The organism is Candidatus Cyanaurora vandensis, assembly GCF_013285555.1.
In the GTDB taxonomy this organism is placed as follows: domain Bacteria; phylum Cyanobacteriota; class Cyanobacteriia; order Gloeobacterales; family Anthocerotibacteraceae; genus Cyanaurora; species Cyanaurora vandensis.
Genome location: NZ_JAAXLT010000210.1, coordinates 15,722 through 35,144 on the forward strand (window position 1 = coordinate 15,722; position 19,423 = coordinate 35,144).

General features: G+C 56.2%; 19 protein-coding genes and 1 pseudogene. 7 read left to right on the forward strand and 13 right to left on the reverse strand.

Annotated features, from left to right (window positions below):
* Positions 1-92: 92 nt before the first annotated feature.
* Complete coding sequence (locus HFM78_RS14780; protein WP_287130221.1) at positions 93-1,385, reverse strand: LCP family protein; 1,293 nt, start codon at positions 1,383-1,385, stop codon at positions 93-95.
* Between the two features lie 140 nt (positions 1,386-1,525).
* Here HFM78_RS14780 and HFM78_RS14785 point away from each other — a divergent pair, with 140 nt between their 5' ends.
* The gene (locus tag HFM78_RS14785) at positions 1,526-2,467 is read left to right on the forward strand and encodes an NDP-sugar synthase (protein ID WP_287130222.1); all 942 of its coding nucleotides are present in this window, start codon (positions 1,526-1,528) and stop codon (positions 2,465-2,467) included.
* A gap of 355 nt (positions 2,468-2,822) precedes the next feature.
* Here HFM78_RS14785 and HFM78_RS14790 read toward each other — a convergent pair whose 3' ends face one another.
* On the reverse strand, positions 2,823-4,886 hold the full coding sequence (locus HFM78_RS14790) for an ATP-binding protein (protein ID WP_287130223.1): 2,064 nt from the start codon (positions 4,884-4,886) through the stop codon (positions 2,823-2,825).
* A gap of 224 nt (positions 4,887-5,110) precedes the next feature.
* On the opposite strand from HFM78_RS14790, the gene bchI reads away from it, so the two are divergent.
* Both bchI and HFM78_RS14800 read left to right on the forward strand, forming a co-directional pair.
* Positions 5,111-6,100, forward strand: coding sequence for a magnesium chelatase ATPase subunit I (bchI, locus tag HFM78_RS14795; RefSeq protein ID WP_396033596.1), 990 nt, complete (start codon positions 5,111-5,113; stop codon positions 6,098-6,100).
* 60 nt (positions 6,101-6,160) lie between these two features.
* On the forward strand, positions 6,161-7,498 hold the full coding sequence (locus tag HFM78_RS14800) for an adenylosuccinate synthase (RefSeq protein WP_287130225.1): 1,338 nt from the start codon (positions 6,161-6,163) through the stop codon (positions 7,496-7,498).
* A gap of 30 nt (positions 7,499-7,528) precedes the next feature.
* On the opposite strand, the gene argF is transcribed toward HFM78_RS14800, so the two are convergent.
* The 4 genes from argF to HFM78_RS14820 all read right to left on the reverse strand — a co-directional run bounded on the left by argF (position 7,529) and on the right by HFM78_RS14820 (position 11,615).
* Entirely contained in the window at positions 7,529-8,449 is a 921-nt protein-coding gene (gene argF, locus HFM78_RS14805; protein WP_287130226.1) for an ornithine carbamoyltransferase, read from the reverse strand.
* A gap of 57 nt (positions 8,450-8,506) precedes the next feature.
* Complete coding sequence (locus HFM78_RS14810) at positions 8,507-9,184, reverse strand: CADD family putative folate metabolism protein (RefSeq protein WP_287130227.1); 678 nt, start codon at positions 9,182-9,184, stop codon at positions 8,507-8,509.
* Positions 9,185-9,339: 155 nt separating this feature from the next.
* Positions 9,340-9,504 (reverse strand): hypothetical protein, encoded by a 165-nt coding sequence (locus HFM78_RS14815; protein ID WP_287130228.1) that lies wholly within the window; start codon positions 9,502-9,504, stop codon positions 9,340-9,342.
* A gap of 35 nt (positions 9,505-9,539) precedes the next feature.
* Positions 9,540-11,615 (reverse strand): TIGR00300 family protein, encoded by a 2,076-nt coding sequence (locus HFM78_RS14820; protein ID WP_287130229.1) that lies wholly within the window; start codon positions 11,613-11,615, stop codon positions 9,540-9,542.
* A gap of 101 nt (positions 11,616-11,716) precedes the next feature.
* Here HFM78_RS14820 and HFM78_RS14825 point away from each other — a divergent pair, with 101 nt between their 5' ends.
* Positions 11,717-12,169, forward strand: a complete 453-nt coding sequence (locus tag HFM78_RS14825) for an Rrf2 family transcriptional regulator (protein ID WP_287130230.1) — start codon at positions 11,717-11,719, stop codon at positions 12,167-12,169.
* Here the strand turns inward: HFM78_RS14825 and HFM78_RS14830 are convergent, their stop codons facing one another.
* Genes HFM78_RS14830 through yidC form a run of 4 tightly spaced genes read right to left on the reverse strand, consistent with a single transcriptional unit; the run spans position 12,170 to position 15,775 of the window.
* Entirely contained in the window at positions 12,170-13,177 is a 1,008-nt protein-coding gene (locus HFM78_RS14830) for a beta-ketoacyl-ACP synthase III (RefSeq protein ID WP_287130231.1), read from the reverse strand.
* The gene (gene plsX / locus HFM78_RS14835; protein ID WP_287130232.1) at positions 13,174-14,169 is read right to left on the reverse strand and encodes a phosphate acyltransferase PlsX; all 996 of its coding nucleotides are present in this window, start codon (positions 14,167-14,169) and stop codon (positions 13,174-13,176) included. The genes HFM78_RS14830 and plsX overlap by 4 nt, the downstream gene beginning before the upstream one ends.
* A gap of 20 nt (positions 14,170-14,189) precedes the next feature.
* Positions 14,190-14,714: a R3H domain-containing nucleic acid-binding protein gene (locus HFM78_RS14840; RefSeq protein WP_287130233.1), complete on the reverse strand. Its 525-nt coding sequence runs from the start codon at positions 14,712-14,714 to the stop codon at positions 14,190-14,192.
* Entirely contained in the window at positions 14,711-15,775 is a 1,065-nt protein-coding gene (gene yidC, locus HFM78_RS14845; protein ID WP_287130234.1) for a membrane protein insertase YidC, read from the reverse strand. The genes HFM78_RS14840 and yidC overlap by 4 nt, the downstream gene beginning before the upstream one ends.
* 170 nt (positions 15,776-15,945) lie before the next feature.
* Here yidC and HFM78_RS14850 point away from each other — a divergent pair, with 170 nt between their 5' ends.
* Positions 15,946-16,140, forward strand: coding sequence for a hypothetical protein (locus HFM78_RS14850; RefSeq protein WP_287130235.1), 195 nt, complete (start codon positions 15,946-15,948; stop codon positions 16,138-16,140).
* Positions 16,115-16,258, forward strand: a complete 144-nt coding sequence (locus tag HFM78_RS14855; RefSeq protein WP_287130236.1) for a hypothetical protein — start codon at positions 16,115-16,117, stop codon at positions 16,256-16,258. The genes HFM78_RS14850 and HFM78_RS14855 overlap by 26 nt, the downstream gene beginning before the upstream one ends.
* 163 nt (positions 16,259-16,421) lie before the next feature.
* Here HFM78_RS14855 and HFM78_RS14860 read toward each other — a convergent pair whose 3' ends face one another.
* Both HFM78_RS14860 and HFM78_RS14865 read right to left on the reverse strand, forming a co-directional pair.
* On the reverse strand, positions 16,422-17,579 hold the full coding sequence (locus HFM78_RS14860; protein ID WP_287130237.1) for a hypothetical protein: 1,158 nt from the start codon (positions 17,577-17,579) through the stop codon (positions 16,422-16,424).
* Entirely contained in the window at positions 17,576-18,163 is a 588-nt protein-coding gene (locus HFM78_RS14865; protein ID WP_287130238.1) for a M14 family zinc carboxypeptidase, read from the reverse strand. The genes HFM78_RS14860 and HFM78_RS14865 overlap by 4 nt, the downstream gene beginning before the upstream one ends.
* A gap of 181 nt (positions 18,164-18,344) precedes the next feature.
* Here HFM78_RS14865 and HFM78_RS14870 point away from each other — a divergent pair.
* Positions 18,345-18,476 (forward strand): annotated as a pseudogene (locus HFM78_RS14870) (aconitase family protein); the annotation flags it as partial.
* A gap of 54 nt (positions 18,477-18,530) precedes the next feature.
* Here HFM78_RS14870 and HFM78_RS14875 read toward each other — a convergent pair.
* Positions 18,531-19,280, reverse strand: a complete 750-nt coding sequence (locus HFM78_RS14875) for a hypothetical protein (protein WP_287130239.1) — start codon at positions 19,278-19,280, stop codon at positions 18,531-18,533.
* Positions 19,281-19,423: the final 143 nt, after the last annotated feature.

Consider the following 19,423-nt stretch of genomic DNA (forward strand, 5'->3'; position numbering starts at 1 on the left):
TTCCTCACACAAGAAAGTGGGCTTATCTTAGCAGACCCTAGGGGTTTTAAGTTCGATTTGAACCTTTTTTGACACTACTCGTGGCGGTAATTCTAGCGAGACTCCACCGGTTGTGCCTCACGGTCCCAACGTACCCCCCAATCCCGGCCTAATCGGAGCGTGATATCGGAGTTAATCTGTCCCGTAGAGTCACGGCGCACCTCCCCTAGACCAAGGGTTTGTTGTACTTGTTCCGCCAACCCGGTATCGCCCTGTTGCGGGATGACTTGAGTACGCCAGATGGGGTCTGGGTAGGAATCGAGGATATCAATATTGGTAAAGCCCTGTGCCCGGAAGTAGGCCCGCAGTTGGCGTTTGGTGACGGCGCGGCCCGAGGCATTCTGGATCGCAAGCCGGGCTTGGTAGCCCGCTTGGGGGTCGGAGGCGGGTAGCTCTCCCCAGCCGAGATAACGGGCGGTGAGGGCCGGGAGCCGCTCGGTGGCCGCCACCCAATAACTCCCACTGCCATATTCACCGGGGTAACTGAAGCGACCGGGTAGCATCACCAGTTGCAGGTCCTGGTCGCGGTCTAAGGTCAGGGCAAAACGCGCCAGGGTCAGGAGATCCGCCACACTCAAGTTGGTGTCCACATTGCGCTTGACCACTTCCAGAAGGTCCGGTAGTCGCGCTAGGGTTTCGGGCTTGAGGGCTTTATCCGCCATCGCCCGGATTACCTCTTGTTGTCGTTGGACCCGTCCGATATCCCCAAGTTCGTCGTGCCGGAAGCGCAAGTATTGCTGGGTCTGCAAGCCACTGAGGGTCTGCCAGCCCTGGGGCAGGTTGATGTAGAGATGTTGGGAGTCGTCGCTATAACGGATCGCTTTTTTGAGGTAGACCCGCACGCCACCGAGACTGTTAACGAGATCCACGACTCCCAGGGGATTGATGCGGACGTAGCGGTCAATCGGTACCCCGCCCAGCAATTCACTAATCGTCTGAGCCGCCAAGGGTGCGCCCCCCTCACGGTTGGCCTCATTCACCTTGCGCTTACCGTAACCGGGGATGACTACTCGCGAGTCACGGGGAATCGAGATGATATTGGCCTTGCCGACCTGGGGCTGGAAATGGGCGAGCAAAATCGTATCGGAACGCCCATTTAGAGAATTGGAAGGGGCGCAGAAGTTGTTTTCATCGCAGCGGGTCGAGGGCACCACATCAGTCCCCAGGACCAAGACCGTCATGGACTCGTTGAGGTCCTTCCCTTGACTCAACCGCGCCATGGCTGCTTCCTGGGCGGGGGTCAGGTCACTGCGAAAGGGCTTTAAGCCCGGTAGGACCGCCGCGAGGAGCACCCCGACGGACAAAAAAGACAGGACTGTGACCGTCCAGAACCAGGACCACTTCATAAATTGGGTGCGGACAAGGGGAGACTCCAGACAGGGCGGATGGCAGCAAAATAGAAATGATTCTAACACCCACGGAGTCAAACCCCGGCATCACCTATACTTCATGAGTTCATCGAAATTATATCGCGCAGGAGAACTTTATGCAGGCTGTAATTGTTGCGGGGGGCAAAGGAACTCGGCTCAGACCCCTCACCCACCGTACCCCCAAGCCGATGCTGCCCCTATTTGAGCGGCCCTTCTTGGTCTATCTAATTGAACGCTGCCGCCAAGTGGGGGTGACGGATATTATTCTCAATGTCCACTACGCGGCCCGTCAGGTCCAGGATTATTTGGGTGAAGGGAAGGATTTTGGGGTACATATTCGCTACAGCGTTGAGGAAACGCCCCTGGATACCTGCGGAGCCGTCAAGCTCGGCGCGGACTATTTCACCGGCGAAGCACTATTAGTTTTTAATGCTGATATTTTGACGGATCTAGATTTAAATCAGCTAATCCGGTGGCATCAGGACCATGGACACCTGGGTACCCTGGCCTTGGCTCGTGTCCCCGACCCCACAGCCTACGGGTTGGTGGAGCTTGATCCCCAGGGGCGGGTGTTGAGTTTCCGGGAGAAGCCGACGGCGCAACAGGCCCAGCAGTGGGGGATTGATACGATTAACGCTGGGACTTACTTACTAGAGCCGGAAGTGTTTGCTCGGGTCCCGGCGGGGGTGCCCTGGAGTTTTGAGCGGCAACTGTTTCCCCAGTTGGTCGAGACGGCGCGGGGGTTAGGCGGGTTCGTGAGCCCTGGGTATTGGCTCGATATCGGTACGCCCCAGAAGTACGCCCAAGCCCACACGGATATCCTGACCGGGCTGATGCCCTATCCCCTCACGGCCCAAGAAGTTGCCCCCCAGGTTTGGCTAGCTCCTGAGACCCAGGTGGACCCCATGGCTCAGCTAAAGGGTCCCTGTTACGTGGGTCCGCGTTGTCATCTTGGACCTTTGGCGCGGTTGGCGGCGGGGGTGGTCTTGGGGGCGGACTCAGCGGTGAATGCAACTTTGGCGGCGGGACTCTATCCGGCTGGCACGCTGGTGCTGTAGATGAGCAGGGATTTGGGGCTTGCTGGGCTGGGTAAAAACGAATCACCTCCCACTGGACCCTGTGTTCTGATTGAAGTCCCCCACCGTTGTTGGCGGGCTCGGGAAACCGTGGCTCACTGGTGACAAGAGGGCCGGATTTATTTTGGCAGGCGTGGGCAAGGGGCACCCCGACTCAAACGCTATCACCAGGAAGTCCAACCGGGCTTGGTCCCCACGTCTTGGTGGCCCCACGAGGAAGCCGGACACAAACAGGACTTACGCAAAGCGACGGGTGATGATAGCTTAGGTATCGTCAGAACCCTGGCTGAGACTTCTTGCCAAACACCGGTTATCCACAATGTGGAACCTTGCCCATTTAAGCCCGGATTCGCCCAGTCAGCGTAGCGAGGGTATTCAAAAGTACTACCGGCTCAATAGGCCAACTGAGGTAGGTCTGATAGCCCGCCGCCAACGCGAAAACCGCATCCTCAAACTGGGTAGACGCCATCACCGCCAACGCCGGGATCTGACCACCAAACTTCCAGGGACGGACCCGAATTCGCCGCATCAAGTCAAGACCATGCACCGGGCTAAGCTCAAGGTCACTCACCAACGCATCAGGCTGCCACTGGTCCAATACCTCAAGGGCATCCTGGGCGGTCCCCACAGCAATTACCCGTGCGGCCCCGCTCTCTAAGATCTGAGCTAGGTCTTCACGAGCCGTAACTGTGGCGGCAACCACCAAGATCAGTAACCCGTCTAAGGGCGGGAGTCCACTCAGTAACGATGGTTCCACCCGTTGGGGACTACGCTCGGGTTCAAGTAAAGGCAGCCGTAGCGTAAAAGTCGCGCCCTGACCAAGACCAGGACTACTCGCCGCTATCGTCCCATTGTGGAGTTCGACGAGATGGCGCACGATCGCCAGCCCCAGCCCCAACCCCCCGTACATCCGCGTCGAGGTGCTGTCAGCTTGCCGGAAACGGTCAAAGACTTGGGGTAAAAACTCTGGGGCGATGCCCTGACCCGTATCCGTCACCGCAAGAACCGCCCAATCCGCTTGCTGAGTCAAGGTCAGCGTAATCTTTCCCCCCAGGGGCGTGAACTTAATCGCGTTATTGAGCAAGTTCCAAAGGACCTGTTGGAGCCGACTGGCATCGCCCTGAATGGTCCCCACCCCCGGCTCTAAGTGGGCAACGAGAGTTTGTTTTTTGGCTTCGGCCTGCGGGAGGAGCGTCTCTAGAGCCGAGTTGATGACTGGCAGTAGATTTAAGGTCTGGAGTTCTAGGCGGAGCTTGCCGGAGACAATCCGTGAAACATCCAGGAGGTCTTCGACGAGTTGGTTTTGGGCACGGGCGTTACGTTCAATCGTCTCCACTGCCCGCTGACGGCCCTGTTCATTCAGTCGGCCCTGCAACAGTAATTGGCTAAAACCGAGAATCGCGGTGAGCGGGGTCCTGAGTTCATGGGAGAGTGTGGCAATAAATTCATCCTTGGTCCGGCTCACCTCCGTCAGGAAACGGGCCTGTTCTCGCAGGGCCTCCTCCATTTCCTTGCGCTCTGTGATGTCCTCGGAGACCCCCGCCACCCGAAAGATTTGACCGTAGGTATTACGAACTGGGAAACAGCGGTCTCGAATCCAGCGTACCTGTTGGTCCGGGCGGACAATCCGATACTCAACCTCGACCGCCTGGGTGATGGGCTGGGTGAAAAAAGCCATCACCCGCACCCGGTCCTCGGGATGCAACGCTTCTAAGACGACCTTGGGATGTTCCCGGTTGCGGTAGACCCGGCCCCACATCTCCTCATAGAGCGGGCTGACATAAAAAAGTTGGCGGTTGTCAGGGGTTGCCAGCCAAAAAACTTCCCGGATATTCCCGGTCAACTGCTGAAAGAGCTCCACACTCTGGCGCAGGGCTTGCTCAGTACGTTTCTGTTCCGTGATGTCATGAAAGGTTGTCACTACGGCGGTGACCTGCCCCTGTTCGAGGAGCGGTACTGCACTAATCCGGATCAACCCCCGTGTCCCGTCCCCGCGCTGGATGGTCATTTCTTCATCCAAAATCGGCTCTTGCGTGGCAAAGACGCGTGCAATAGGGTACCTGGAACGCTCTAAAGGCTGTCCATCACGCCCGAAGAATTGGCCATGACCGAGGACCCCGAGTAGAGGAGCCCGCCAGACCTGTTCCACCTGAGGATTGGTTAAGACCAGCCTGTCCTGGGCATCCACGATCATCACCGCCACCGGTAGCTGCTCGATCACCTGCTCCAGGCGTACCCGTTGGGCCGCCTGTTCCTTGAGTAGGGCTTCAACCGTATTGAGCCTGGGACGCTGTAATAGTTTCGCAATCACCCCGGCCCGCGACAGCCCCCAAGTTGCCCCGAGCCCGTCTAGTTGCTGGACTAGGGCTGTGGGTAGGGCTAGGTATTCCTCATCAGCCATAGCTCACTTCCAATAAAGTCTGTCTTAACTGTGAGCTAAAGGCCGATTGAAAAAAAATACCTAGCGAAAGACTTACCTCACTGTCTCTAGGTAGAACTACTGTTATCCAGAGAGAGAGCCCCCAGCCTTTAAGATGGATAGAACCTCTACCGTTGGAGTCAGGTTTGTCCATTGATACCCCCCGTCCGGTCTATCCCTTCGCGGCGATCATCGGTCAAGAAGAGATGAAGATGGCCCTCTTGCTCAACGTGATTGACCCCAAAATTGGCGGGGTGATGATTATGGGCGACCGGGGTACGGGTAAGTCCACCACGATCCGTGCCCTTGTTGACCTTTTACCCCAGATAGAAGTGGTCCAAGGCGACCCCTACAACTCCGACCCCCAACGCCCAGAACTAATGAGCGATGAAGTCCGTGCCCGTAAACGCGCGGGCGAGGACCTACCAACAACGTACTGCCCCTTGCCCTTGGTGGACCTGCCTTTGGGCGCGACGGAGGACCGGGTCTGCGGCACAATTGACATCGAACGGGCCTTGGGCGAGGGGATTAAAGCCTTTGAGCCCGGTCTACTCGCCAAAGCCAACCGGGGAATTTTGTATGTGGATGAAGTCAACCTCCTGGATGACCACTTGGTCGATGTCCTCCTTGATAGCGCGGCCTCCGGTTGGAATACCGTGGAGCGCGAAGGGATCTCGATTCGCCACCCGGCCCGCTTTGTCCTGATTGGCTCCGGCAACCCCGAGGAAGGCGAATTACGCCCCCAGTTACTCGATCGTTTCGGGATGAGTGTCGAAGTCCGCACCGTCAAAGACCCCAAACAACGCGTCCAGATTGTCCGGGAACGGACCCGCTTTGAGCAGGACCCCCTCCTCTTCACCCGCACCTACAAAGACGCGCAAGAAGTCCTGCGCCACCAACTCACCACGGCTCAAGCCCGCCTCCCCCGAGTCACCCTGACCGAGGAACTGGAACTCAACATCGCCGAGATCTGTGCTGAACTGGATGTGGACGGCTTGCGCGGCGACCTCGTGGTCAATGGCAGTGCCCGCGCCCTCGCCGCCCTCGAAGGCCGTACCGTCACCACTGTCCAAGACCTTGAGCGCGTCATCGTCCCCTGTCTACGCCACCGCCTCCGCAAGGACCCCCTAGAGACGATAGATTCCGGGAACAAAGTCCTCAAGGTCTTTCGTCGGGTCGTCGGTCTGCCAGATTGACAACTGAGCCTCAGACGAGTTATCTTTTGTAACTTGTGGTGTAGCAGAGAATACAACTCCTTGGCAAATGTGGTCATTGTGGGGGCCCAGTGGGGCGACGAGGGCAAAGGGAAAATCACGGATTTACTCAGCCACTCCGCTGACTTGGTGGTGCGCTACCAAGGCGGGGTCAACGCGGGCCATACCGTCGTTGTAGGAGAGCGCACCTTCAAATTGCATCTCATTCCCTCGGGCATCCTCTATCCCAAAACCCGCTGTGTGATTGCCACCGGGACCGTGATTGACCCCGAAGTCCTCATTCAAGAACTCGACTGTCTAGAAAAACTGGGCGTGGCGGCCCACAATCTATTTATCTCCCAGACTGCCCATGTCACCATGCCCTACCATCGGCTGATTGACCTCGCGGAAGAAGACCGGCGCGGCAAGTACCGTCTAGGGACCACCGGACGGGGTATTGGTCCCACCTACGCCGACAAAGCCAGCCGGACCGGGATTCGGGTCTTGGACTTGATGGACCCGGTGGGATTGACAGAAAAATTGAACTGGATCATCCCTTACAAAAATGTCCTCCTTGAAAAAATCTACGGCCTTGCCCCCCTCGATCCGTCCCCTGTCATTGATCGTTACCTAGCCTACGCCGAACGCTTGCGCTCCCATGTCTGTGATGCCGGAGTCCTCCTGGAGGAGGCCATCTGCAACCGCGAAAATATTTTGTTTGAGGGTGCTCAAGGGACTTTGTTGGACCTAGACCACGGCACCTACCCCTACGTGACAAGCTCAAACCCAGTGGCAGGAGGAGCTTGTGTCGGGGCTGGCGTCGGGCCGACAATGATTGACCGAGTCATCGGGGTGGCGAAAGCCTACACGACCCGTGTCGGCGAGGGTCCCTTTCCCACAGAGCTTACGGACGCGATTGGGCAACACCTAGGGACCAAGGGAGCCGAGTTTGGGACGACCACAGGCCGCGCCCGCCGCTGTGGTTGGTTTGACGCCGTGATTGGTCGCTATGCTGTCCGTACCAACGGGCTAGATTGTCTCGCTGTCACCAAGCTTGATGTCCTCGACGAACTCGCCGAGATCAAAGTCTGTGTCGCCTACCGTTTGGGGGACCAAGTGCTCAAGAGCTTCCCCAGCGACAGCCGAATTCTGGCCCAGTGCGAACCAATTTACGAGACTCTCCCTGGTTGGCAGAGTTGCACCTGTGACTGTCAACAACTGAGCGACCTACCAGCAGCGGCCCTAGCCTACTTACAGTTCTTAGCTCGCCAGATGGCGACCCCGATTGCCATTGTCTCCCTTGGCGCGGAGCGCGGTCAGACCATCATTGTCGAGGACCCGATCCACGGTCCTAAACGTGCCCTCCTCACCGACGCCTTCGACCATCCCCTCTGCCCTTGAGCGGCGATCCCCCTAGCCCCCTTTTTTGAGTTAGAACCCAGGGACTAAAAGGGCGGCGAGGAGGGCTTTTTGGGCGTGGAGGCGGTTGGCGGCTTGGGTCCAGACCTGTGACTGGGGGCCTTCGAGAACTTCGTGGGTGATTTCCTCACCCCGGTGGGCGGGGAGACAGTGCAGGACGATGGCCTTGGGGTCAGCGAGGGCTAGGAGTGCCTCATCCAAGGTGAAACCGTGGAAGGCTCGTTGACGGGCGGTGGCTTCCTCTTCTTGACCCATACTCGTCCAGACATCGGTATAGAGGACTCCGGCTCCGGCGACAGCTTGGCGTGGGTCGGGTTCCAGGGTGATTTTCGCTTGGGGATTGAGTTGATAGGCCAAGTCGAGGGCCGCTGGGGGCAGTTCATAGCCCTGGGGGGTACTCAGACAGACTTCCATCCCCATCAGCACCCCGCCCAATAATAAAGAGTAAGCGACATTATTACCGTCTCCCAGGTACACCAGCTTCATCCCGGTCAATACGCCCCAGTACTGCTGGATCGTCAATAGGTCAGCGAGGACCTGGCAGGGGTGTTCCTGGTCGGTGAGGGCGTTGATGACTGGAATCGTGCTGTGGTGGGCAAATTCCTCAAGTTCACTGTGGGCAAAGGTCCGCACCACCAACACATCCAGATAACTGCTGAGGACTCGTGCGGTATCGCTGACGAGTTCACCCCGGCCCATCTGGACGGCACTAGGATTGAGGTCAATGGTCTGTCCGCCCAACTGGTACATGGCGGTCAAAAAACTAACCCGTGTGCGCGTCGAGGCTTTACGGAAAAACAGGCCGAGGGTCTTACCCGTCAGTAACTGCGGCTGGGGATGGTCCTGGAGGTGTTGGGCCAGGGTGAGTAATTGGGTAATTTCCCCAGCCGTCAAGTCAGCCAGACTGAGGAGGTCCCGGCGGTACAGACTCATGGCGTGTTCCTGTAAGAAGGTCAATGTACCATGGCCCAGGGTGGGCCATGGCTATCTTTAGAGACCCGACTGGACCATTACGCCATCCAGGATTTGGTTGAGGGCCTGGGTCGTCTCGGTCACGGCTTGGAGGACCTGGGCTTGACGTTGGGGAGTGGTGGCCCACTGGTCAATGATGGTCTCCTCCGCGCGGCTGTGGTGGATATCAGCTTCCCCATGGACCCGGAAGAACTCTAGGGTGCGTCCATCGTTGATGCCGTAATGCTGCTGGAGTCCGCTGATTTTCTGCTGGGCCACGGCGGGGACCTGGGTTTCGTAGGCCCAGACGACTGCGAGTCCTGCACCGTAGGGCAGATTGCGGCTGAGTTCTAGCTGGGTCGCGATGGCGGCTTGGGTGTGGGGATTGGCGGTGCTGGTCAGGATTTCAGCGCGAGTTACGCCTAGACCCTCGGCGAAGCGTAACCACAGTTCGGGATGGTTGTTCGGGCCGAGTTCTTCAGCAGCGAGATTCCCCAGGATCTCTTGACGGGTGGCAAGGTCGGGGCAGTTGGCATGGACCGCACTTAAGTAGCGGGGGAAGGCCAAGACCTGCTGGAAGTACTGACGCGCATAGATCTGTAAGGCATCTAGGGGCAGTTCACCACGGGTCCAAAGCTGATAGAAGGGGTGCTTCAGTAAATGTTGGTCCTCGACAACCGCGAGGGCACTGGTTAGCCAAGTGCAAGTCATGACCATGGTGGAGACTCCGTGTGTAGTTCCCCGATTTTGACACTCCCACGGCTCAAGCGTGTAGGATTCTTGGTTGATGGAGCCATCGTCCTATTAGAGTTTACCGATGTAAGATTTACAGAATGAAAATTATCCTAAGTTCTCAAAAGGTTGTTATGGAATTAGACTTTGGCACGGGGACGACGGGTTTTGACATCCTTTGCAATAAGTAAGATAGCCTGACGCTGTAGATCGAAGGCAAATGCTACATGCCATACCCCAGCAGCAGCAAAGCGCAATTCCTTCATATCTGCCGTCAAGACCATATCCAGCGTTGCCTCCGCCACAGAAGTAGCAGGGTGCCTTGCGAGAGATTTGGCTTTTAGCCCAAGTGCAACTGACGGGTGAGCAGGCTCAAAAATAGACCCACATCGGTCACAATCCCCGTGGACTCCACCGAACCCCGGTCCGCAAGCTTGGTCACAACAGCGGGGTTGATATCTACACAGACCAATTTCACCCCGGCTGGGGTCATGTTACCCACGCCGATGGAGTGCAGCATCGAGGAGAGCATCAAGATCATCTGGGCTCCCTGGAGTAATTTGGCATAGTGCTCTTGGGCCTTGATGAGGTCCATCTGGGTTTCGGGTAAGGGGCCGTCATCGCGGATTGAACCCGCCAACGCAAAAGGGACCTTGCGCTGTACACATTCATAGAAGACCCCGCTCGTCAACACACCCTGCTCCACGGCTTGGGCAATCCCACCAAAGGCGCGGATACGGTTAATGGTCTTGAGATGGTGGCGGTGGCCTCCCCGGACTGGCGTTCCCCGTTGTAGGTCTACCCCCAAAGAAGTGCCGTAGAGGGATTGCTCAATGTCATGGACCGCGATCGCATTCCCACCCAGGAGAGCTTGGACGTAGCCTTCGCGGATCAGTTGACCCAAGTGGACCCCGCCCCCGGTGTGGATGACCACGGGTCCCGCCACCACCACCACCTTGCCGCCCTGGTCCCGGAGTCGGCGCAACTCCCAGGCGATCTGCTCGACCACCAACTCCACCCGGCGTTCACTGGAGATACTGGAGCCCATAAACGTAAACTCGGCAGTCTCGCGGCCCTCCCGCTTGAGGACGGTGCGGATACCATCCACGCCACTGACGACTTTTTGACCGACCTGGAGGTCGCGGAGCAACTGGCAGTCCACCTGGACCGGACGGCTATGGTCATCCACCACAATCGCCCCGTCCATGCGCTGATTCTGGACTAGGTACCACTGGCCCTGGACCCGGACCTCAGTGTTATAAATCGTCGTGGTGTAAAAATCACCTGGAGCGACACCCTGTTGACGCACGGTCTCCAAGGTGGCATCCAGGGTTTCAATCGCCGGGAGTCTGGCCCCGACATCAATCAACAGCGTCAAAATATCTTCCAACCGTTCCAAATCTGGGGCGGTTACGAGTAGTTGGGCGCGGGATAGGTCCTGGGGTCTGGCCCCGGCGTGAAACTCTAGGATCTCGAAACTACCCCCGGCTTCCTGGATCGTGTCCATTACCCGGCTCATCAAGTTGGAATCTAGGAGATGGCCCTCCAAGATGATTGTGCGCTGGGCCACCACAGGGATGACCGGGGTGAGACGTTGGCGGGGTTCATCGAGGCGCAGCGTGAGACATTTCGCGGCCCCGCCTGCTTTCATGAATTCACCCAGGGGCGACTGGACGACCTGGAATCCGCTCTGCTGGAGTTGTTCCTGTAGTTGAGGTGTGGCTTGGTTGAGAATGACCAAATCCTGAATATTGACCGCGTTACAGGCAAAATTCACCGCGTCCTGTTCTGAGACAATCAATCGCTTCTCCGGGGGCACCCGTTGGGCAATCAAGCGACGCGAGGGTTCATCAAAAGCCAAGGGATAGTACAGCAAATAGCCCCGGCTCAAGGGACAAAAACAGGTGTCTAGGTGATAAAAACGCTCGTCCACCAGCCGTAACGAGAGGACTTCTAGCTCCAACCACTTAGCCAGATACCCATGGGAGTCCAGGGCCGAACGGTGCCCATAACCCGCCCACAGCCAACGTTGGTCCCGGTCTAAAAGTGCATCCCCGGCTCCCTCAAAGGCAATCTGGGTAGGCATCGTAAACACCTTGAAGTCGTGGGCGGCAAACCATTCCGCAAAATAGCTCTCCTCACCCTGCCGCTCCGGGAACAGGAAGTGGCTTAACACCACCCGGTCTTCGAGGACGAGTCCGGCATTGGCCGTGAAGGGCATATCCGGCAAGCCCGGTCGGGGGTCTACCAGTTCGACCGTGGCTTGGGTCTGGACCAATTCATAGAGTTCTTGCCACTGCTGACGGGCTAGCTCCGGGGAGGTGCGGTTGATGTTGCCCGCCATCCACGGATTGATCACATAGGCGACATCAAAATATTCTGGGGCACACATCAAATAACGACTGCGGGCAGACATCGGATTTTCCTGGTAGACAACGTCATTTTACGCCGCCCTCACCACCCTAACGGCAATATTTACCCGAATCCGTACCAGCAATAGCCCCTAAAATGAAAGAAATGCAGATTAACCGCTCCACGGATTACGCTTTACGGGCGATGACCTTCCTGGCGACCCAGCCGGATCAGGTCTCAATGGTCAATGAGATCGCCCTCGACCAGGGCGTACCCCCTAAATTCCTGGCGCGGATTCTCCAGATGTTGCACAAAGCAGGGTTGGTGGAGTCCCACCGGGGTATCCGGGGTGGTTTTCGGTTGGCTCGTCCCGCCCATCAGGTCAATGTCTTGCATGTGATGGAAGCCGTGGAAGGCCCACTCACTATTAACTTTTGTCTGACTAGCCCCAGTATTTGTGACCAATCGGAACGCTGTCCCTCCCTAGCTGTCTGGGAACGGGCTCAAGCTGCCTTCATGCGGGTCCTCGCTAGCACGACGATTGCCGACCTCGCGACAGAGCAACAACGCCGCGACCATGCCCTCAAGCTGCCTAAATTGCCCGTTTTAGCTGAGTAATTATGGGCTAACCCGTCCCCAACGACACACTAAAGCTCCCCAGGTCAGGCCCGCCCCAAACCCTGCCATGACTAAAACACTCCCCGACCGGATCTGACCGGACTCCCAGCCTTCACATAAGGTGATCGGAACTGAGGCGGCCGAGGTGTTGGCATAGCGGTCTAGGGTAGTTGCGAAACGGTCTGGGGGAACTTGCAGCCGTTCCGCCACCGCGTCCAGGATGCGCTGGTTGGCTTGGTGCAGGACATAACAATCTACTTGGTCCGAACGCAGTTGGGCACGGTGGAGGGCTTTTTCGATGACCACGGGCACTTCGCGCACGGCAAAACGATAGACATCCCGCCCGTTCATGTAGATTGGCGCGTACTGTTGGTTGCGGACCGCTAAATCTGCCATCAATGCCACGGTCTCGCCCGTAGTCGGCAAAGTCAACATATCCGCGCCACGCCCATCGGAACGCAACTCCAGGCCCAACAACTGGTCTACGGGGCAAGCCTCCAACACCATCGCCCCGGCTCCGTCCCCAAACAAAACACAGGTATTCCGGTCCTGCCAATCCAACCAACGGGTCAGCCCATCGGCAGCCACCACTAGGGCCGTCCGGTAACAACCTGTGCGTAAGAATTGGGCCGCTGTCCCCACAGCAAAAACAAAACCCGTACAGGCCGCCGTCAAATCAAAAGCTACTGCCCGCACTGCGCCCAACCGGGCCGCGACCCGACTCGCACTGCCAAACAAATCCTCAGGGGTACTCGTCGCCAGGATCACCAAGTCCAAGTCCAAGGCTGTCAAGCCGGCTTGGCAGAGGGCTTGCTCACTGGCTGCAAGGGCGAGGTCCAGGAGATTCTCAGTAGGACCCAAGACCCGCCGTTCCCGGATACCCGTACGGCTATGAATCCACTCGTCCGAGGTCTCGACCACAGTAGCGAGTTGGTCGTTGGTGAGGACCCGTTGGGGGAGGCTCTTACCCACCCCAGTGAATTGAATGCCCGTCAGTGCCTGCGTCATAGTGGCGGTAGCTTCTCCTGAATACGGTCCAGAACTCGGTTGTCTACCGCTTCTTTTGCTAAACGCAGGGCATTGGCGACTCCCACAGCCCGTGAACTGCCGTGGGTAATAATACATACCCCGTTCACTCCTAATAGTAAACCCCCGCCGTACTCCGCGTAATCCATGCGTTGACGTACTTTTTGTAGGTTATCGCGCAACAAAAAAGTCCCCAAGCTCCCGCTGAGTCCTTGGAGCAACTCTTCTTTAAGAATTTGCATAGCGACCAGCCCCACCCCCTCAGCGAATTTCAAGAGGATGTTGCCGATGAAACCATCCGTAACCACGACATCAAAACGGCCCTGAAGAACATCGCGGCCCTCACAGTTCCCAGCAAAGGGAATACTGGAGTCCGCTAGAAGTTGGTAGGTCTCCTGGGCCTGGGGGTTGCCTTTGCCTGCCTCCTCACCGATATTCAAGAGGCCCACACGCGGGTTAGCGACGCCGAGGACATGGCGCGAATAGAGATAGCCCATCAGTGCGAATTGTTCTAAGACTTTCGGTTTGGCATCCACGTTCGCCCCGGCATCCAGGAGCAATACAGGCTTACGGGGGACCACCGTGGGTAATAGCGCGCCCATGGCAGGGCGGATAATTCCCGGTGAGGTCCTGAGTCGTAGCTGGGCTGCTGCCATTGCCGCGCCTGTATTGCCCGCTGTCACCGCCGCTTGGGCATGGCCCGCCTTGACGTGTTCCATGATGAGATTGATGGAGGACCGTTTTTTACGGCGGATGGCCTCCACGGGTTCCTCGTCCATCCCGATAACTTGGTCCGTGTCTACCAGTTCAATCCCCCGCACAGGCGCGTTGTACTGCTTGAGCAGGGGTTCGAGGGTCTCTTGACGACCAATGAGGGCGAGTTCGACCCCGTATTGTTTTTGGGCTAAGAGGGCTCCAGCGATAATCTCCTCGGGCGCAAAATCTCCCCCCATGGCATCCACGGCAATCCGCATGGGCTCACCCTAACCCGCATTCAGGGAGCCTCATCGCTGTCTTCGCTGCCCTTGTCGGGGTCAGCTTTGGGCGAAAGGACCAAGTAGCGGTCAGGCTCCTTGCCACGGCTGAAGGTAAATAGTTCTTGTTCACCGCTGAGCATCATGTGCAACTGACGGCGTTCTGCCGACCGCAGGGGCTCAAAAACATACTCTTTACCCGTTGCCCGTACGGCTTGAATCGCCTGTTCTGCCAGGGCCAGCAACTCTTTATGGCGTTGGGCACGGTAGCCCAGAAGCTCCACCGTGTAGGCACACTCGGGGATATTGGTATCAAGGTTGAGGTGAGTATTAACCAGGAACTGGAGTGAGTCTAGGATGATCCCGTCCTTACCGAGGAGGGCTTGGCTGGCCTCTGGACCGAGCATCTGGCTATCAATCTCCAGCCAGTTGTGGTTCTCAGCGAGAGCTTGGCTCAGGACACGGGTATTCAGGTCCATCAATTGCAGAAGTCGTTCGAGCCATTGTTGGCCCTCAAGGGCAGTCGTCGTTGCAGTATCGGTCATTTCTTTTTCCGGCGTTTTTTCTCAAAGGGTAGAACGGGCTTGGGCTGGTTAGCAAGAGCAAGTTCGGCTTGCAGTTGCTGGATCGCCTCAGGCAGGGGCTCTCGATACAGGATAATCGTTTGTAGCACTTGAAAACAATTGGACACGACCATATACAGCAACACCCCGGCAGGTAAGGGGAAGAACAGGAAGCTGCCGACGACAATTACTGGGGTGAGTTTGCCGATCTGTTTTTGTTGGTCCGTAATGCCCGGATTGTTGCGATAGGTGATCTCCTGCGACAAGACCAGGGTGATCCCAAACAGCGCAATCATCACGGCAATATCCCAGTGAAACCCGCTGGGACTGGTCAGCCCTGTGCGTCCTAGGGCCTCGATGAAGAGGAACCCCTTGTCCGCTGCGTACCCCGGCACTTCGGCACTGATCGCCACGGTCCCCTCGGAGCGTCCAGTGAAACGGTCGCCCTCCACCGTGACGTGTTCGCCGCCGCTGGTGAGTTTCCATTGCACTTCCCGTCCGCCCGGTTTGGCGGTGAAGGGCTGACCGTTCTCCTGAAGGACCTGGAAGGTGAAGTTTTGGCCCACGGGGAGTTGGACTTCGTTGGGGCGGACCCTGACGAGTTGGTGGGTTTTGGCATCTAGATAAACGGTGTAAACCGAGGTCTCACCTTTGGCCTGGATCTGTTGGGCGGCTGGGACGACTTGGATCGTGAGGGGATATTTCTGGTCGGCAAAGGGCGAACCCTGGAAGGTGGCAAAGAGCGCAAATAGAATTGGCAGTTGGGCAATCAAGGGGAGACAGCCGCCCAGGGGATTGACGCCGAGTTCTTTGTAGAGAGCCATCTGCTCTTGCTGTAACTTTTGGGGATCTTCCTTGTGTTGTTCCTGGAGATCCTTGGTGCGCTGGGTCAAGAGGGGCTGGACGGCTTGCATTTTACGCATCGAACGGATACTGCCCGCTCCCAGAGGCCAGAGGGCAAATTTTACCACCAGGGTGAGTAAAATAATGGCGAGGCCATAGCTATTGAAGAACTGAAAGCAGAAATCCAGGAACGGTAACATTAAGTTCCTGGTAATAAACCCGGTGCCAAAGTCCATCGCCCAACCACGGCTAAGGTGCTTAGGTTATTTTAGCTCTCATTTGGTGAGCTTCCGCTGTTGTCTGCTCCAGTGGTTATCCAGGGTGCACTGCGGGGTAGAGGTAAGCTGAAGCTAATTCATCGGTCAAGCCCATGTCTAGCTCCATCCCCCCCACAGGCCGAGATGCTTTGCTCGCGGGTATGACGAGCCGCATCCGGCAATCCCTCGACCTGTCCCAAATCCTAGCGACGACAGTTTTAGAATTACGGGCTTTTTTACAGGTAGACCGGACGAAGGTTTATCGTTTTGAAGCGGAGGGGAATGGTCACACAGCGGATTCTTTTTAATACTCAGGTCAGCAAAACGATTGAGGACTTGAGTATGGACCAAGTGTTGCACCAACCCTTGACGGAAACGCTGAGTCGCCCGGTGGACCCTTGTCACTGCCTACTTAAATCATCGTGAATTTACTGCTCAGGGTAAGCGGAGCTGTCCAGACGCTGATAACTATTACGCTAAGGATGCGGGTTTAGAGGTATTGGCGCAACAGCTCAGGGAGCTGGCTAGTGCTTAGCCTAAGCTCTGAGCCTCATCCACGGAGGAGAATTCCCACCCGGACCTGACTAACTTAACCCGCGATGCGCCCGATGGGATAGATATTCAGCCGGTCATCATAGTAGGGCGTGCGCTGGTAGAAGAAGCCCAACCGGGCGCGGGGACTACTGGCGAACTCCTTGTCACTCAACACCTTCTGCTCAAATTCCTGCTTGAGCTTGGGGTCTCGGGCCAACATCTGACGGGCCATCTGCTCCATCAAGTAGTCCTCGGCGTACTCTTTGGTCTCGAAGATGGCATCCAGGAAGCCCCACCGGAGTAAGGAATCTGGGGACTCGGGTTCGAGCAAGTGCAAGATGACCTTGGCAGTCCGTTGATTCATCATGACCACGACGGAACCGACGGGGTAGGTGATAGTTTTGCGGATCGGGATTACGGTCAGGTCCTTAATCAGATGATGGTTCTCAAAAGGGGCGGGTTGCCAGGAGACTTTATCGAAACGATAGGTGTCTACGGTCAGGGTCTCGGCTCGTTCTAGGGTCCGAAACTGGATGTTGTGCAGCTTCAACCGTTCGATTACGTCAGTGAGATGGACCGGGATGATGTAGCCCTTGGGCGGGACCACGGCTTTATCCACCGCGAGTTGATTGAAAAAAGGAATGGTGAAAGTCTTGGGTTTGGTCACGTCGTACTGGGTCCAGACCGCCCCAGAGACCGCACTCAATTCACGGGTGTAGGCCACGCCCAAGAAAGTAAAAGGGATGCTCTGCTCTACCAATTTGAAGGACAGGGGAATCGGTAGTCCATCCGTGCGGGTACTGATTTCTTGGTCCGCCTGGGTCACGGCTTGGCGGAGTGTACCGGGAGCCTGATTGATGTAGACCAGGATTTGTTGAAGGAGGTCATAGGTAGCCGTGACGCGGTTGCGGTAATCCTTGAGCATATGGGTCTCCACCAAAAGGCTGGGCCGGTTCTGGACCGCACCGAACCCAGTGGAGAAGCGGGGCGTTGTGTTGTAGGCCCGGAAACCCTTCTCAATATCTGCTTCATCACGCAACACGATGTAGGGCGCAACCTTGTGTCCCTGCTGGGTCAGGGCCGGGAAGATATTACGGTCAAAGGCGGTCGCTTGCCAGTCCACCACGAGCGGGTGTTGCTGGGCACGATCTAGGCCATAGGTCAGGTCGTACTGATAATCCGCGCCGTCTGTAGTGTGGGTATCAATAATCATTCGGGCAACCAACGGTTAAATAATCCCAACCAAGCCCGCATTTCGGGACTATCCGCCTTGATAAAGTCACGGTTGAGGTTGTAATTTTGCGCGGTGGTCCGCCAACCCATCTGGACAGGACCGTTCTGGTTGATCCGGTTGTACGGCCCAAAACGTTCGTGTCCATCTACCCCAAAAATCGGGATAAACAGGAGAATGGCCTGCTCCAAGAGAGCTTTTTGTTTGCCGTTGATGACCATATCGCGGATGAGCGCAAGTCCCGCATCCTTCCCCTCAATCTCCCCCGGATGAATTCCCGCATTGATCAGGATAATCTCCTTACCCGTCGCCCGCGCTGCTGCTGGGGTGAAAGCCCGGTCCTTGGAGACCACGAGCACCTTGAGTTGTCGCCCCTCAGGACTCAAGCCCATGTCCTGGAGTTCCACATACTCCGAAGCATCCGCCAACCGCTGGGCATAGGCCATGGTCTGCTCATAACGGCTGGTCTCTCGGTAATTCGTTGCCTCCGCCTGAGTCTGCCAATCCGGGGCACTCAGTACGGGCAAGGCTAACCACAGCCCCAACAATCCCCACCAAAAACGCATACACAGCCTCACTTGTAGCGGCTACTATAGCAAGCTACTCATGAACAAGCTAAGTTGTAAGGCTAAGGGATACAGACCACTAGAACTCAGGTCAACCGTGTTATGGGTAAAAAAACCTACTTGGATATTGACTGATGCTTCAACCCACAAGTGTTGAAAGTTAAGAAATAGGTATAAAAAAGCCAGTCTGAACCGCAACTTCCCCGGACGCATGGACGACAAACAGGCCCAAGTCTACCTAGCTTCTCCTTACACTGTGGCGGCTTCAGCAATCCGGGGTCACATCACGGACCCACGGGAATTTTTGGCGTAGTTCTTATACAGATGGTTTTTCAAATACGATGAACTACGCCCCAAAACTACTTACCTAAACATAAAAATTTCGATTTGACAATGTAGTGTAGTTTCCTCTAAACGGGTCCGGTAAGCCGGGTGGTAGGGTGAGATTTTGTAAGGCCGCCACGAAGTCAGCAAATGTCATAAAAAGAGTACTTGAAACGTGAGTGATAGGAATAGCTCCAGAAGAAGTAGACAAAACTTCTGACATACCAATCAACGCAACCTCCCATCCTGGAAAATATGGGCCTCCCGCAGGAATAGAGCGTCTGATATAAGCATGTAAAACATCTCCAGTCACTAATGCGAAAGCACCGGAAAACTGTAGAGAGAGGAGTGCTTTCTTTAAGATTTGCTCAAGCTGTCTTTTCCAGACATTGTTAGGAATTATTCCAGGTACATTGACTTTTTGTATACCTAAGTGTCTACGTAAGTACTGAGTACTAAGCTGCTGAGAAAGGAAACTATTATTTGGCGTAGATTGGTGTGTCCAATCATTCACATATCTCGTAATTGTACCTGTATTACTTGTCTCACCTCCCCCTTGAATTTCTAAAATAACCCGACTTGGGACACAAGGGTTACTAACTCTAGGGGCGACTTGAAGCACGTAATCCAAAATTAATCTCCCTGGATTAAGATTCACGCCGATTTGACGTTGGAAACCGACATCTCCAGCATTGACACCTGGAAATAAATTTTGGGTTACAGAGTCTAGCGCAGTAATATGAGCTGGCGTAAGTGTCGCGGCTTGTGCTGGAATTAAGCGGTTTGAGCACACAATGAAAGGCGGTGCTGTAGAATTCTTTCCATGGACGCGAACAGAAGGGCACCTCGATTAATTGCATCCTAATTGCTGAAGATTAGTGAAAGTGAGAAAATAAAAAAGACCTCACCAAAAAATTACGATGGGCCAACAAGGGA

Excerpts from the sequence above, each read along its gene's own strand:
- HFM78_RS14780 (WP_287130221.1), bottom strand. The coding sequence starts at position 1,385 with ATGAAGTGGTCCTGGTTCTGGACGGTCACAGTCCTGTCTTTTTTGTCC.
- HFM78_RS14785 (WP_287130222.1), top strand. The coding sequence starts at position 1,526 with ATGCAGGCTGTAATTGTTGCGGGGGGCAAAGGAACTCGGCTCAGACCC.
- HFM78_RS14790 (WP_287130223.1), bottom strand. The coding sequence starts at position 4,886 with ATGGCTGATGAGGAATACCTAGCCCTACCCACAGCCCTAGTCCAGCAA.
- bchI (WP_396033596.1), top strand. The coding sequence starts at position 5,111 with ATGAAGATGGCCCTCTTGCTCAACGTGATTGACCCCAAAATTGGCGGG.
- argF (WP_287130226.1), bottom strand. The coding sequence starts at position 8,449 with ATGAGTCTGTACCGCCGGGACCTCCTCAGTCTGGCTGACTTGACGGCT.
- HFM78_RS14810 (WP_287130227.1), bottom strand. The coding sequence starts at position 9,184 with ATGGTCATGACTTGCACTTGGCTAACCAGTGCCCTCGCGGTTGTCGAG.
- HFM78_RS14820 (WP_287130229.1), bottom strand. The coding sequence starts at position 11,615 with ATGTCTGCCCGCAGTCGTTATTTGATGTGTGCCCCAGAATATTTTGAT.
- HFM78_RS14825 (WP_287130230.1), top strand. The coding sequence starts at position 11,717 with ATGCAGATTAACCGCTCCACGGATTACGCTTTACGGGCGATGACCTTC.
- HFM78_RS14830 (WP_287130231.1), bottom strand. The coding sequence starts at position 13,177 with ATGACGCAGGCACTGACGGGCATTCAATTCACTGGGGTGGGTAAGAGC.
- plsX (WP_287130232.1), bottom strand. The coding sequence starts at position 14,169 with ATGCGGATTGCCGTGGATGCCATGGGGGGAGATTTTGCGCCCGAGGAG.
- HFM78_RS14840 (WP_287130233.1), bottom strand. The coding sequence starts at position 14,714 with ATGACCGATACTGCAACGACGACTGCCCTTGAGGGCCAACAATGGCTC.
- yidC (WP_287130234.1), bottom strand. The coding sequence starts at position 15,775 with ATGTTACCGTTCCTGGATTTCTGCTTTCAGTTCTTCAATAGCTATGGC.
- HFM78_RS14850 (WP_287130235.1), top strand. The coding sequence starts at position 15,946 with ATGTCTAGCTCCATCCCCCCCACAGGCCGAGATGCTTTGCTCGCGGGT.
- HFM78_RS14855 (WP_287130236.1), top strand. The coding sequence starts at position 16,115 with ATGGTCACACAGCGGATTCTTTTTAATACTCAGGTCAGCAAAACGATT.
- HFM78_RS14860 (WP_287130237.1), bottom strand. The coding sequence starts at position 17,579 with ATGATTATTGATACCCACACTACAGACGGCGCGGATTATCAGTACGAC.
- HFM78_RS14865 (WP_287130238.1), bottom strand. The coding sequence starts at position 18,163 with ATGCGTTTTTGGTGGGGATTGTTGGGGCTGTGGTTAGCCTTGCCCGTA.